Below are 13789 nucleotides of genomic sequence, written 5' to 3'. Positions count from 1 at the left end.
AACGGGGCTACTCCTCGCCCACCAGGGCGCGGGCGAACTCGTGCGCATCGAACTCCTGGAGGTCGTCCACGCTCTCGCCCACGCCGATACGGTAGATGGGAAGCTTCAAGCGCGAGGCGACCGCGAGCGCGATGCCGCCCTTGGCAGTACCGTCGAGCTTGGTCATGATGATGCCGTCGAGCCCCAGCGCGTCGTTGAACTCAAGCGCCTGGTTGAGGCCGTTTTGACCGGTGGCGGAATCGATGACCAGCACCACGTGGACCGCCATGGGCCCGCGCTTCATCTGCTCGGCGCGCTTGCGGGTGACCTTGACCACCTTGGCGAGCTCGCGCATGAGCTCGGGCGAGGTATGGAGGCGACCGGCGGTATCGATGAGGACCAGATCGCTTCCCAAGCGGTCAGCCTCGTCCAACACGTCGTAGCACACGCTGGCAGGATCGCTTCCACGCTCACGCTTGACCACGGGCACGCCGGCGCGCTGGCCCCAAACATCGAGCTGCTCGATGGCGGCGGCGCGGAACGTATCGGCGCTACCGATCACAACCTTCTTTCCACGGTGCGCCATGTCGCTGGCGATCTTTCCCACCGTGGTGGTCTTGCCAGCCCCGTTGATGCCTACAAACAGCACGCAGCTGGGGGTATCGCGGAAGATGTCGCCATCGGGCTGAACGAACACCTGGGATAGACGGTCCGCCAGCGCGCCGCGCAGCTGACGGGCGGTCTTGAGATTGCGTCGCGCCGCCTCGTCGCGCAGGTCGTCGGTGACCTGCATGGATATCTCAGCTCCCATGTCGCCCATGACGAGGGTGTCCTCGAGGTTCTCCCAGAAGTCCTCATCTACCTCGCCGCCAAAGTAGAAAACCTCGTTTAAAGCCTCGCGGCTGCGCTCGAGGCCGCGGGAAAGCGCTTCAAAGAATCCCATTATGCATTCACGACCTTTCCGGTTTCACGATCTAACTTCTGGCTGACGACGCGGCTCACGCCGTCCGCCTGCATGGACACGCCGTAGAGCACGTCCGCCTCCTCCATGGTACGCCGCTGATGCGAAACCACCAAGAGCTGCGTGGACTCGCGCAGCACGTTGATGGCGCCGATCAGCTTCGAGAGATTCGAGTCGTCAAGCGCCGCCTCGACCTCGTCCAGCACGTAGAACGGCACGGTACGGGTACGGTAGACGGCGAACAGCAGCGCTAGAGCCGTCAAGCTCTTCTCGCCGCCGCTCATGAGCATCATCTTGGTGATACGCTTGCCGCGCGGCTGCGCGACCACCTCGATGCCCGTGTCGGCCGGATGCTCGGGGTCGGTCATCTCCAGATGCGCCTGACCTCCGGGGAACAGCATGCTGAAGACCTCGCGGAAGTTTTGGTCCACCTTCTCGAAGGTGATGAGGAACTGCCTGCGCATCTTGCGGTCGATGGCCGAGGTAATCTTGGTGAGCGCCTTGCGCGCGCTCTCGAGGTCCGCCAGCTGCGACTCCACGTAGTCCGCGCGCGTCTTGAGGCGCTCGTACTCCTGGTAGGCCACCTGGTTGACGGGACCCAAGTTGTTGATCTGGCGGGCGAGGCTCTCGAGCTCCCGCTCCGCTGCAGCGCGATCGGTGGGCGCGGGCAGCTGCAGCGCCTCCTCGAGCACCGTCTCCCCGTCTGCCGTGATAGCCTGGATGGCGTTTTCAACCTGCACCTCGAGCTTGCCGCGGGCGACGCGGGAATCGTTTACCGCGGCGGTGGAGCGCTCCACCTCCTGCTTGGCGCGGGCGACCTCGCTCTTGGCGTCCTCGATGGTCTTCTTGAGCGAGGCGGAGTCCGCCTCCTCGATAGAAGCCTGGTCGCGCAGGCGAGCGGCCCAGTCCATGGCGCGCTCGGAAAGGGCTTGATAGCGATTGTGCAACGGGTCAACGCGAAGGCGCAGCACCTCGAGCGAACGCGATGCCTGCTCGGTGGCACGGATACGACGGTCGATGCCCTCGAGCCGATGCTTGAGCTCGGGTTGGCGGGCGTTGAGGCTGCGCAGCCGCTCCTTGGACTGGGCAAGGCGCACCTTGGCATCGGCGAGCTTGCCTGCCGCCTCGGCGTCGTTGGCTCGCACGCGGTCGAGCTCGTCGGCGGCATCGGCGACCTTGGAAGCGAGCTCGGCCAAAAGCTCTTGCGCCTCCGCCCGCTCATCGAGCAGCTCGTCGACGCGTGGCTGGGCGGCGCGAACCGCTTCTGCTGCTTCCTCGCGGCGACGCTTGAGTTGCTTCTGTTCGGCGAGGATACGCACCAGCGACTGCTCCAAACGGCCGATCTCCGACAGCACGCTGGAGCGCTCGCCGTCCAGACGAGCGATCTTTCCAGATGCCTCGCCCTGCACCGAACGAGCCTTCTCCACGGCCGCCGCGGCATCCTCGACCTGATGCGTCAGATGATCGAACGCGGAGGCAAGGTCGGGCTCCAAGCCCTCGAGCTCGCGAATGCGGCGTTTGCGCTCGAGGGTGCCGGTGGTTTGCGACGCCATCTCGCCAACGCGAACGACGCCGCCATTTGTCACCCTCGCGCCGTCGGGTGTGACATAGAGAACTCCGGGCACCGCGGGGGCAGCCAGGGCCTGAGCCAGGGATTCAACAACATAGATATGGCCGATGAGCGCGGAGATCGCGGGAGCGAAGCCCTCTTTGACCTGTAAGCGCTCGACCAAGCGATAACCGGCGGCGCCGTCGGCAGACGGTACGGAATCGATGCTCTTGGGCAGCAGAAGCGCCTGGCCGGACGAGGATGACTCGCCCATCGCCAGGGACGCGACATCCTCGAGGTCGCTGGCTCCGTTAAGGATGAAGGCCTCGATATCGCTCGCGAGCAGTCGCTCGACCAAATCCTCGAGGTCCTTGGGGGCTTCGATGACGTCCCCCAAACGGCCGGCGATGGAATCGGGGCGAGCATGGGCAATCTTTGATACCAACGGGGAGGATTCGGAGATCTTCTCGTCCAGCCTCTTCAGGCTTGCGAGCTCCGAGCGAACCTCGGACACGCGCTGACGCGCCTCGCTTTCGCGGCGACGCAACTCCTCGAGGGCGCCTCGCGCGGTCTCGATGGCGAGCTTCGCTTCGTCCTGCTCCTCGCGTGCCGCCCTGAGGAGGTCCTCCACCTCCTCCGCGCGGTCGCGACGGCTGACCAACGACTCGTCGATATTCTCGATGTTCTCCTCGATCTGCTCCAGGCGCGATGCGTACATGGAATCCTCGAGCTCGGCGTTTGAGAGCGATTCGCGTACCTTGGCAAGCTCCAGCGAGGCACTGTCAACGGTGCGCTGGGCGTCGCGCTGCTCGCGGTTGAGCTTGGAGATGAGCTCGTCCAGCTCGACGCGGCGGTTATGCAGCTCGCCCGCAGCCGGCGCGTACTCGTCTACATCCTGCTGGGCCAGCTCCGCTGCGGCGCGGACCTCGTCCAACTGGCGCTCCACGTCCTCGAGCTCGCTTGAGACGCGGCGACGCTGGTGCTCTGAACCCGAGAGGGTGCCGCGCATCTCGGAGAGGCGCGCAACCATGTTGCGGCCCTTTTCCTCGAGAAGGCGCATGTCGGACCCTATGCGGCCAACCACGTCCTGCATATGGCGACGCTGCTCGCCGAGGTCGCCCACAAAGAGGCCTTTCTCCTCGAGCATGACCTGTAGCTTTTCGAGCTCGCGCTCCTTTTCTGCAAGACGGTAGCGGGCGAGTTCCAGCGAAGCATCGGCTTCTTTGGCCGCGCTCTCCATATCGCTCCAGCTCGCCTGCAGGCGGCGGAGCTCGTCGACCGCGAGAATCTGGGTGAGCTCTCGAGCACGCGAAGAAAGATCCTTGTACTTGCGCGCGCGGTCGACCTGGCGCTCAAGGGGTTTGAGCTGGCGCGAGATTTCCCTGTTGATGTCGCGGGCACGAGTGAGATGCTCGTCCATAGAGGCGATCTTCTTGAGAGCGCGCTCCTTACGGCGCTTGTGCTTAGAGATGCCGGCGGCCTCCTCGATGAGCGCGCGCCGCTCCTCGGGCCTACTCTGCAAAATCGCGTCGAGCTTGCCCTGCGAGATGATGGAGTGCGTGTCCTTGCCCAATCCGGAGTCATGCAGGATGTCCTGGATGTCCATCAGGCGGCAGGGACTTGAGTTGATGAGGTACTCGCTTTCACCGGAGCGGTACATGCGCCTGGTCACCGCGACCTCGTTGAAGTCGACGGGAAGCACGTGGTCAGAGTTGTCGAGTACCAACGTGACCTCGGCAACGCCCACGGGCTGGCGCGCGGACGAGCCCGAGAAGATGACGTCCTCCATGGCCTGGCCGCGGAGCTGCTTGGCGCTCTGCTCGCCTAAGACCCACAGAATAGCGTCTGAAATATTGGACTTACCGGAACCGTTGGGGCCCACAATCACGGTGAGACCGGGCTCGAACGACATGTGAGCCCGGTCTGCGAATGATTTGAATCCCTTTAACGTGAGCGATTTGAGATACACAGATGCCTCGCTTAGCCCAGCTTCTTTTTAAGGATGACGCCGTTGTGGGTATAGCCCATGCGGTTGAGCGCGTCCAGGGCGGCGGCAGCCTCCGCCTCCTTCTTGGAAGAACCCGAGCCGCGACCGCGGCGGATTCCGTCCACGAGCGCGACAGCGGTGAAGACGGGCTCGTGTGCCGGGCCCGACGTGTCGACCAACTTGTACGAGGGAGCCTCGAGGTGGTCAGCCTGCACGCATTCTTGCAGGTAGCTCTTGGGGTTGGTGGGATGCTCCGCGCGCTCGGTCGCCAGATGCGGCTTAAGCGTACGGTGGATAAACTCCTCCGCAACGTCCCAGCCACCATCCAGATACATAGCGCCCACCAGCGACTCGAATACGTTCTCGAGGGCGGAATGCATGCCGCGGGCACCGGTGCCGGTCTCTGAGGCGCCAAAGACGATGCACTTATCGATCCCCAGCTCGCGGCCGACCTCGGACAGCGTCATACCGGAAACCAAAGACACCTTAAGGCGCGTGAGCTTGCCCTCGTCAAAGCCGGGATAAGACTTGAACAGGGACAACGCGACGATGGAGCCAAGTATGGAATCGCCCAGAAACTCCAGGCGTTCATATGAAGCGGAGACGGGCTGGCCCTCCACCGCGGATGGATGGGTGATAGCGCTTTGCAGAAGGTCGCGGTTCTTAAACGTGTGGCCGCAGATCTGCTCTGCAAGGGCGAGTTTCTTTGCTATGGTCAAAACCTTATGCCTCCTGGGCGGATTCGATCGCCTCGACAGCGTCGGCAACGGAGCTGATGGCGAGAAGCTTCTCCTCATCGATCTCCAGGTCGAACTCGTCCTCCATAGCCGTCACAAGCTGAAGGCGATCAAGGGAGTCGGCATCCAGGTCATCAAACGTGGTCTGCTCGTTGACGTCGTCAGGGTTGGTGCCCAAAACATCGCTGGCGATTTCGATGATCTTCTCAAGAATCTCGTTGCGCTCCATGGTTGGCGCTCCTTTCGGTGAAGCCGCGAAGGCGGCGTTACCTTTCGCATATGCTAGTGATTCTACCCGCTTGAAGCAGCCGCCTCAACCAGACCGATAAGGAAGGTTGAAGGCGGCTGGTAAACGTTGCCGTATGCGTGGACGGGTGGACGAGCGGTCCCTAGAGGATACCCTCCATAGAATCCGCGACGTTTTGAACCAGGTCCGCTCTGACCGCTTCTGCAGCCGCGAGCGTACCATTCTTGACGGCCTCGACAGAGGTCGCCCCATGGCCGATAAGAACCACGCCGCGCAGGCCAAGCAGGATCGCGCCGCCCTTGGCATCGCCTGAGAGCTTTGCCTTTATCGCTTTGAGCTCGTCCTTAAGAAGCACCGCGGCGATCTTGCCCTTAAGCGACCCCATGAGAGCGCCCTTGAGCTCTGACATGATGAACTTCGCCGCGCCTTCGGTCGCTTTAAGGGCGACGTTGCCCGCAAAGCCGTCGGTAACCACCACGTCGACGTTGCCCGACACCATGTCGGACCCCTCGCAGTTGCCCGCGAAACCCTTCACCTGCTGACGCATCAACGGAAAGCATTCCTTGGTGAAGTGCGAGCCCTTGGTGTCCTCCGTACCGTTGGACATGAGTCCGATACGGGGGTTCTTGACGCCCAGGACGCACGAAGCGTAGGCGGCGCCCATCTGGGCGAAGCGCACCATGTCGTCCGGGTCGACGTCCGGGTTGGCGCCCATGTCGCAAAAGACCGTAAGGCCCCCCGAGCGGTTGGGCAGCGTAGAGGTGATGCAGGGACGGATGGGGCGGCGCTCGCCCTCCGCGGTCACGTAGCGAAACGGCGTGACGTAGGCGGTGCCCGCCGCAGTGACGGCGCCGGTAGACCCCGCTGAGAAGAAGCCGTCGGCGTTACCTTTCTTGACGGCGCGGCAGCCGATGACGATAGAGGACTTGCGCTTGGTCATGACAGCCTGGATAGGGTCGTCTTCCATGGTGATGACATCGGGGGCGATGAGAGCCTCCGCGCGATCGGTGGAATCGCAAAACGGAACCACGATATCCTGAGGACCCGCGGCGAGCACGGTGAGGGCGGGATCGGCGGCAAGGGCGGCGGAGATGCCGTCGAGCACAACCTGGGGCTCCTCGTCCCCTCCCATTACATCGACAACGATGCGTACGTCTTTCATGGATACTCCCCCTTTATAGCGAAATGGCCGACTCACCGAGCCGGCCATACTGTTTCGCGATAGCGTCACGGTAACTCACCTTATGTAAGTTACTCGGTAACGATGACCTCACGATCCTTGTAGAACCCGCAGTTGGGGCACACATGGTGAGGAAGCTTCACGGCACCGCAGCGAGGGCAAACAGAGCGAGCCGCAGCGGTGATCTTCATGTTCGTGGAGCGACGGGAATGCGTCTTCGCGCGACCCTTTTTTTGCTTAGGTACTGGCATGTTGACCTTCCTTATAATCTAAATCGAGCACAATTACGCGCAAGTAGCGATATTAGCACAGTTACAGCAGGTGTACAGGTATTTTTTCCATAACGGTCCCCGTACGCCTGATTTGTGGACGAGACGTGGATTGGATGCGGCCTTAATCGTCCAATTTGAGGTTCTTCAACGCGGCGAACGGATTCTCGTCGCTATCGAGCCAGTCCTGCTCGGCTTTATCCGCGCATCTGCAGTCGCCCTCATTGAGGTTGGCGCCGCAGGTGGGGCAGATACCCAGGCAATCCGGGCGGCACAACACCACAAAGGGCGTATCCATAACGACGGCATCGTTGATGGCACCGGAAAGATCGACCTGCCGGTCCTCCCCCACCAGCTCGAATCCATCCTCGTAGGCTTCCTCGTCCTCGGGCTCTTCGAAAAGGTAGTATTCCTCGATCTCGCCGGCAACGTCGAAGCTCGCTGGCTCCAGACAGCGGTCGCACTCACCCGTGGCGTGCGCGCGAACCATGCCGGTGACAAGGATACCGTCGCCGGCATTGGTGAGAACCACATCGTATTGGATACCGTCAGAAAGCTGCAGCTGTTTATCGCCCACCGAGTAACCGTCCACCTCAAGCTTGCCGGATACTGGCATGGATTCGCCGGGATTTTCAAGCTGGCCGGTGAGATCGACGATGACGCTGGGCGCCTGCGGCTGATCCACCGCGCCGGGCTGGATGTCCATTTCGCTCGCCATAGCTACCAGGCACCGTTCTGCGACTGGCTAGCGCTCTCATTGAGCTGCTGGCGGCAACGGGCGACGGTGGAGGTGAGGCTCTTGAGGTTCTCCTCCAGATGCGTGAACACCTGCTCTGCGTAGTCCTCGGCAGCATAGCGGGTCTCGCGCTCGTACTGTTGGGCACGATCGCGAATATCATCTGCCTGCTGCTGCGCCAAGCGGACAATCTCCTGCTCGCCGGCGATGGTGAGCGCCTGCTGCTGAGCGTCCGCGATGATGGAATCAGCCTGGGCGGTAGCAGAGGCAAGAAGCTCATCGCGCTCGCGAAGGATGCGGCGGGACTTCTGCCACTCCTCCGGATAGCTCATGCGGATCTCATCAAGGATGTTGAAGAAGACCTCGGTCTCGATAATCTTCTGCTGAGCCTTGCCGAAAGGAGCCTTGGACTCCTGGATGATGCCCTCGAGCTCATCCACCAAGCTTTCGATCCTCTCGCCAGGAAGGTTCTCGCCCGGCATCGCAGTCTCCTTTCAACGGTTGCATATCAACAGGTAATAGTACCACATGCAGCAAGATACTATACAAACCGCTCTTTCAAGGCGCGCTGAACGCAAACGGGAACGAATTCCGATACATCCCCGCCAAACGATGCGATCTGACGCACCACGGAGGAGGACAGGTACCCGTATTGGGGCGAGCTCATCACGAATATGGACTCGAGCTCAGAATCCAGACGGTAGTTGAGGTCTGCCTGCTGGAGCTCGTACTCAAAATCCGTCATGGCACGCAATCCCTTTACCACCGCGCCGGCGCCAACCTGCCGGGCGAAATCAACAAGCAGGCCGCAAAACGGCTGCACGTCGACGTTGGGAATGTCGCTCAGCGCCGTGCGGGCAAGCTCCACGCGCTCGTCCAGCGTGAACACCGTACCGACGCCGTTTTTGCCCAAGGATTCCGCCACCGCGACCGTAACGTGCGGGAACAGGCGGCTCGCTCGACGCGCTACATCGATATGGCCAAAGGTGATGGGGTCGAAGGTGCCCGGCACCAACGCATGGGTAATCTGTTGCATAGTACCTCGCATGTGTGCGATCAATGGGATAGGCAAAATGGATTGAATACGCGGACGAGTTTACTCGACTTCAGTCGAACGCCGAAGAAGCTGAACCGACGTGCTGCCATAGCGCTTGTCGCGCTCCTCGATAAAGCCCAAGGGGTCGAGTCCGGGCTTGGCGGAGGCGTGCTCGTAGAGCACCAACGCGTCATCGGCAAGGCTGCCCGAGGCAGCAAGGCGCTCGACGAAGGCGGAGACGTCTGCCGGGTCGAAATCATAAGGCGGGTCCAGGATCACCAAATTAAACGGCGCACCGAAAAGACGACCGCGGGTCGACATGGCAAGCACGTCGCCGGACGTAACGCGGTAGCGAGCGCCGGCGCACCCCATGGACTCCAGGTTTTTTCGAACCAGGCCGGCTGCCTGCCTATCGATATCGAAAAACGCCGCGAAGCAGGCGCCGCGCGACAGCATCTCCATGCCCATGGCTCCGGAACCCGCGAAGGCGTCGAGCACACGTGCCGCCTCGATGCCCCCTACCAGCGCAGAATCGACCATGGACGCGCACGCCTCGCGAACGCGATCGGTCGTGGGCCGCGTGACTTCCCGTCCGCGGGGCTCGGACAGCTTCCTGCCCCTCCATTCGCCAGCGATGATTCTCATCCGCCGCTAACCTCCTTAAAGATATCGCCGTAGCGATCGATGACGCGATGCCTGATGGGAAGCGTCGCCACCGAATCGAGCGATGGCGCGTAGCGAAGCGTCTCGATGGCATCTGCATGCGCCCACTCGATAAGATCGGCGTCATCGTCCAAATCAACAAATCGCAAGCTCACGCCGCCATGCTGGCGCAAGCCTAAGATCTCTCCCTCATGGCGCAGGCGCAAGTCCATCTCTGCCAGCGCAAATCCATCCGTCGTTGACTCAAGGGCCTCGAGGCGGTCGATGGCAGGAGACCTACGGCCCCGCTTGCGCTTGAGGGCGCACATGACGTAGCACGAGCCCGATAGCTTACCACGTCCAACGCGGCCGCGCAGCTGGTGCAAGGTTGCCAAACCAAAGCGCTCTCCGTTCTCGATAAGCATGACCGTGGCGTTGGGAACGTCCACGCCCACCTCGACCACCGTTGTGGACACCAGGATGTCTATCTCGCCGGAGCGGAACTCCGAGATGATTCGGTCTTTCTCCTTGGACGACATGCGACCGTGCAACGCCTCGACGCGCTTGCCCCTATAGGTGATGCGCAGCGCCTCGATATCCTTCTCAACCGAATGAAGCGGCGGGGCGACCACCTTTCCGTCATCATCGCGCTCGAGGGCGGGGACGTCTTCTAGTTCTGAGTCGTCCTCTTTCTCCGCGACCAAGGGGCAGATCACGTATGCTTGGCGGCCTTGTTCTAATGCGTCGCGAATAGCGCCGTAGGCGATGTCGCGGTTCGCTTCGTCCAACACCTTGGTGGCGACGCCGGCGCCCTCGACCGGACGATGACGAATAATGCTGGTATCAAGATCGCCGTAAACAGACAGCGCGAGGGTGCGCGGGATGGGCGTCGCTGTCATGACCAGCAAATCTGCACCGGGACCCTTGGATCGCAAGGCATTGCGCTGACCGACGCCGAAACGATGCTGCTCATCGATAACGACGAGGCTTAGCAGCTTAAATAAAACGTCTTCGCCCAAAACGGCATGCGTGCCAAAGAGGACGTCGATGGAGCCGGAGCGCAGCCCATCCAGAATACGCGCGCGTTCCTCCTGCGTGGTCGATCCCGTGAGCAGCGCCCACGAGATTTCCGCCTGCTCGAGCAGAGGACCGCATTTTACTGCATATTGCTGGGCGAGCACGCCCGTTGGCGCCATAACGCAAGCCTGAGATGAGGAATCTGCCACGCTTGCAAGAGCGACGCTTGCCACCGCGGTCTTACCCGTGCCGACATCGCCGAGCAAAAGCCTGTTCATGACGGATGCGCCGTTGGCCATATCTTCCAAGATCTGATCGACGGCCAGCTGCTGCTCTTCGCTGAGCTTGAAGGGAAGGTGCTCGATAAGCGAGTCAACATGCGACCCAACCCGGTGCTTGAAGGGACGCACGCCAAGAAGGCCGGCGTTGCCGCGCAAGCGCAAGGCGAGCTGAAGGTAATACACCTCTTCATACGAGAGGCGCTTGCGCGCAAGCTCTCGCTGGGGCATGGCGACGGGAAAGTGGAGCGAGCGATAGGACCGTGACAAACTCATAAGGCCGCGCTTTGCCCGAAGGCGCGCGGGAAGCGGATCGCAGAAATCGGCAACCTGCTCGAGCGCACCGGAAACGATGCGTCTCATCCAAGCCTGGCTTATGCCGTCGCGAACGGGGTGCACCGGCAGCACCGTTCCGGATACCGATGCGGCGTCGAGCTTTTCAAAATGGGGCGACGCCATCTGCTTGAAGCCGTAGGAGAACTCAACCTTGCCCATAACGGCGAGGCGATCCCCACGCGACAGCTGCTGCGAAATCCAAGGCTGCTTGAAAAACGCCACCTGCAATACGCCCGTTTGGTCAACAAGAGAGACCTCCGTTACCACCATGCGGGGCCGCGGGCGCTTCTCGGTCACGCGGTCGACGGTGGCGATGACGGTGCAGACCTCGCCCAGCGGAGCCTGCTCGATGGAGAAGGCCCTGGTGAAATCCAAGTAACGGCGCGGAACGTGGAGGAGGAGGTCCTCCACGCACTCGATACCGAGCTTGCGAAGGGCCTCCTCACGAGCGCCAGAAACGTATTTGAGTCGAGAGACGTCGTCGCTAAGGGCGGCCGAGCGAGCAAGGCGCGCGGACGCGGCGGGCAGCTTAACGCCTGTCGACATGGAGTTGTCCCCTATTCGATAGAGAAGATGACCGGATACAGCGGCTGCTCGCCACGATGGGAATCGATCTCGAGGTCGGGCTGGGCCTCCTCGATGGCGTCGAGGATCTCCTGGAACGCATCGTCAGAAAGCTCTTCGCCAGCGAGGATGGTAAGGGAGTCGCCCTCTTCCTCGTCCATCATGCGATTGATGCAGTCGACCGTGACCTGGAGTACGTCGGAACCAACGATGTCGATGGAACCGGCGATGATACCCATAACATCACCGGAGTGGATGGGAGAGCCGTCGGAAGCGGAGCTATCGCGCACGGCGCGGGTGACCTCGCCGTCGCGGACTTCGGAGTACGCATCGCACATTGCCTCGACAACGTCGTCAACGCCCGCATCGGGCATGACGGCGAACAGCGCGGAGAACGCCTGGGGGACCGTCTTGGTGGGAACGACCACAACGCGCTTGTCCTCGCATGCGTTGGCAGCGGCCTCCGCAGCCATGCGGATGTTGCCGTTGTTAGGCAGGATGATAACGGCCTCGGCGTTGACCTTGGCGACGGCATCAAGCAGATCGGCGGTAGAGGGATTCATGGTCTGGCCACCGGAAACGACGACGTCAACGCCAAGGGACTTCAAGATCTCCGCCTCGCCGGAACCTGCCGCAACGGCGACAAATCCAAGGGGCTTAGCGGGCTCGGCGGCAGCCTCCTGATCGGCATGGATCTTAGCGGTGCGCTCGGCGACCTCCAGGTCCATGTTGTGGATGAAGACCTCGTAGACCTGGCCAAACTGGAGCATGTGCTCAAGGACAAGGTTGGGGGTGTTGGAGTGCACGTGAACCTTGTAGTCGGGATACGCACCGACCAGCAACTCGCAATCGCCCATAGAGGCGAGGAACTGCAGCACCTTGTCCTCGTCAAAATGCTTCTCAGCCTTGAAGAGGAACTCGTTGCAGTAACGGTACTCCGATCCCTCCCAGTCGTCATTCGCCTCGATCTTGACGCGATCCAGGGCGCCGGCCTTTGCAGAATCCGCATCGGCATCGAACGTGGCGGAGAAGTCCTCGATGTTGCTCGCGCGTCCCAGGGCTGCGGCGACGAAATTCTCAAGGAAGATGGCGAAGCCGAAGGCGCCGGAGTCCACCACGCCGTTCTCCTTCAGAACTGGAAGCAGATCGGGAGTGCGGGCAACGGACTGGTATGCCTCTACGACGATGGCGTCGAGAGCTTCCTCGGCGGTCATGCGCTTCTTTTCGCACTCATCGGCCTTAGTCGAGATGTCGCGAAGGACGGTGAGGATGGTGCCCTCGACCGGCTTGCGGACAGCCTGGAAAGCGACCTTGACGGCGCGGCGAAGCGCGACGGCGATATGAGCGGAAGTGGCGGGCTCGGTTGCACCAACAAGACCTTCGGCGACGCCGCGAAGGATCTGGGAGGTGATGACGCCAGAGTTGCCGCGGGCGCCCATCAGAGAACCGTGGGTGATGGCGCCAGCGATAGCCTCCATATCAGCATCGACGGGAAGGGCGGAAAGCTCCTTAACAACCGACTGGAGGGTAAGGGACATGTTGGTGCCGGTATCTCCATCGGGCACGGGGAACACGTTGAGCTTGTTGATTTCCTCTGCCTTCTCAGCAACCGCGCCGGCGGCGATGGGAAAACAGGTGCGAACGGTCTTTGCGATCATTAGATGTTGCAGCTCCATCTCGTGGACAACGCGTACTAGGCGCGCGACTTCATAGCGTCGATGTGAATAGCGATCTTAAGCTTGGAGGGATCGATCTGGGCGATCTCCTGCAGCGTGAAGGTGACGGAGCTGGCAAGGTTCTGGCTCACGGACCTCATGTTGACACCAGCCTCGATGACCACGTGAAGATCTACGGTCAGCCCATCTTCAGCGGTGGAAACCAAAACGCCCTTGCGAAGGCGCTGGCCGGAGGACAGACGAACGCTCTCAGCGCCCTGCAGCTGCTCAGCCATGCCAACCACGCCGTAGCAGGACATGGCAGCGTAACCGGCGATGTCGGCGATGACGTCGTTCGAGACGTTCAGGGAACCGGTAATGGTCTCAGACATGTATCTCCTTCCGCGACGCGCGGGATGTCGCGTCAGTTCATGGGAGTAATCTTTAATATGATAATACGCCTTGAGACCGCGAGACCTAAAAACAGACGCTTCACACGTTGCGCAATGTGCTGATAAGACCGTTATCTATCTTTTGTCGCTTATCTTTTTTGAAATTCCCCCTTGCGCCTCCCCCAGCCATGGATATAATTAATTTTGTTGCTTAGCCGCAACCG

Annotated in this window: 13 protein-coding genes; all 13 read right to left on the bottom strand. The window is 61.5% G+C overall.

Features of this window, described 5'->3' with window-relative positions:
* Window positions 1–7: 7 nt before the first annotated feature.
* The 13 genes from ftsY to B3H65_RS03750 all read right to left on the bottom strand — a co-directional run bounded on the left by ftsY (window position 8) and on the right by B3H65_RS03750 (window position 13565).
* On the bottom strand, window positions 8–922 hold the full coding sequence (ftsY, locus tag B3H65_RS03810) for a signal recognition particle-docking protein FtsY (protein WP_009140541.1): 915 nt from the start codon (window positions 920–922) through the stop codon (window positions 8–10).
* Window positions 922–4458 (bottom strand): chromosome segregation protein SMC, encoded by a 3537-nt coding sequence (gene smc, locus B3H65_RS03805; protein WP_286684189.1) that lies wholly within the window; start codon window positions 4456–4458, stop codon window positions 922–924. The genes ftsY and smc overlap by 1 nt, the downstream gene beginning before the upstream one ends.
* Window positions 4459–4469: 11 nt before the next feature.
* On the bottom strand, window positions 4470–5195 hold the full coding sequence (gene rnc, locus B3H65_RS03800) for a ribonuclease III (protein WP_286684188.1): 726 nt from the start codon (window positions 5193–5195) through the stop codon (window positions 4470–4472).
* A gap of 4 nt (window positions 5196–5199) precedes the next feature.
* On the bottom strand, window positions 5200–5442 hold the full coding sequence (locus B3H65_RS03795) for an acyl carrier protein (protein WP_009140544.1): 243 nt from the start codon (window positions 5440–5442) through the stop codon (window positions 5200–5202).
* Window positions 5443–5602: 160 nt separating this feature from the next.
* Window positions 5603–6622, bottom strand: a complete 1020-nt coding sequence (gene plsX, locus B3H65_RS03790; protein WP_270480146.1) for a phosphate acyltransferase PlsX — start codon at window positions 6620–6622, stop codon at window positions 5603–5605.
* An 89-nt stretch (window positions 6623–6711) separates the two neighbouring features.
* Window positions 6712–6891 (bottom strand): 50S ribosomal protein L32, encoded by a 180-nt coding sequence (gene rpmF / locus B3H65_RS03785; protein ID WP_009140546.1) that lies wholly within the window; start codon window positions 6889–6891, stop codon window positions 6712–6714.
* Between the two features lie 142 nt (window positions 6892–7033).
* Complete coding sequence (locus B3H65_RS03780) at window positions 7034–7615, bottom strand: YceD family protein (RefSeq protein WP_286684187.1); 582 nt, start codon at window positions 7613–7615, stop codon at window positions 7034–7036.
* Window positions 7616–7629: 14 nt separating this feature from the next.
* A complete protein-coding gene (locus B3H65_RS03775; protein WP_117679351.1) occupies window positions 7630–8127 on the bottom strand; it encodes an ATPase in 498 nt (165 codons plus the stop codon).
* Between the two features lie 59 nt (window positions 8128–8186).
* Window positions 8187–8681, bottom strand: coding sequence for a pantetheine-phosphate adenylyltransferase (gene coaD / locus B3H65_RS03770; protein WP_009140549.1), 495 nt, complete (start codon window positions 8679–8681; stop codon window positions 8187–8189).
* A gap of 60 nt (window positions 8682–8741) precedes the next feature.
* Window positions 8742–9326, bottom strand: coding sequence for a 16S rRNA (guanine(966)-N(2))-methyltransferase RsmD (rsmD, locus tag B3H65_RS03765; protein WP_009140550.1), 585 nt, complete (start codon window positions 9324–9326; stop codon window positions 8742–8744).
* Window positions 9323–11500, bottom strand: coding sequence for an ATP-dependent DNA helicase RecG (locus B3H65_RS03760; protein WP_286684186.1), 2178 nt, complete (start codon window positions 11498–11500; stop codon window positions 9323–9325). The genes rsmD and B3H65_RS03760 overlap by 4 nt, the downstream gene beginning before the upstream one ends.
* Before the next feature lie 11 nt (window positions 11501–11511).
* Window positions 11512–13176 carry a DAK2 domain-containing protein gene (locus tag B3H65_RS03755; RefSeq protein WP_286684185.1) on the bottom strand — a complete coding sequence of 555 codons (1665 nt, stop codon included), beginning with the start codon at window positions 13174–13176 and terminating at the stop codon, window positions 11512–11514.
* A 35-nt stretch (window positions 13177–13211) separates the two neighbouring features.
* The gene (locus B3H65_RS03750; RefSeq protein WP_009140553.1) at window positions 13212–13565 is read right to left on the bottom strand and encodes an Asp23/Gls24 family envelope stress response protein; all 354 of its coding nucleotides are present in this window, start codon (window positions 13563–13565) and stop codon (window positions 13212–13214) included.
* Window positions 13566–13789 lie beyond the last annotated feature (224 nt).

Origin of the sequence: Collinsella sp. UBA1693 (assembly GCF_002320115.1) — a bacterium.
In the GTDB taxonomy this organism is placed as follows: domain Bacteria; phylum Actinomycetota; class Coriobacteriia; order Coriobacteriales; family Coriobacteriaceae; genus Collinsella; species Collinsella tanakaei.
The sequence above is the reverse complement of the archived record's forward strand: the minus strand, read 5'-3'. Positions and strand labels throughout refer to the sequence as shown.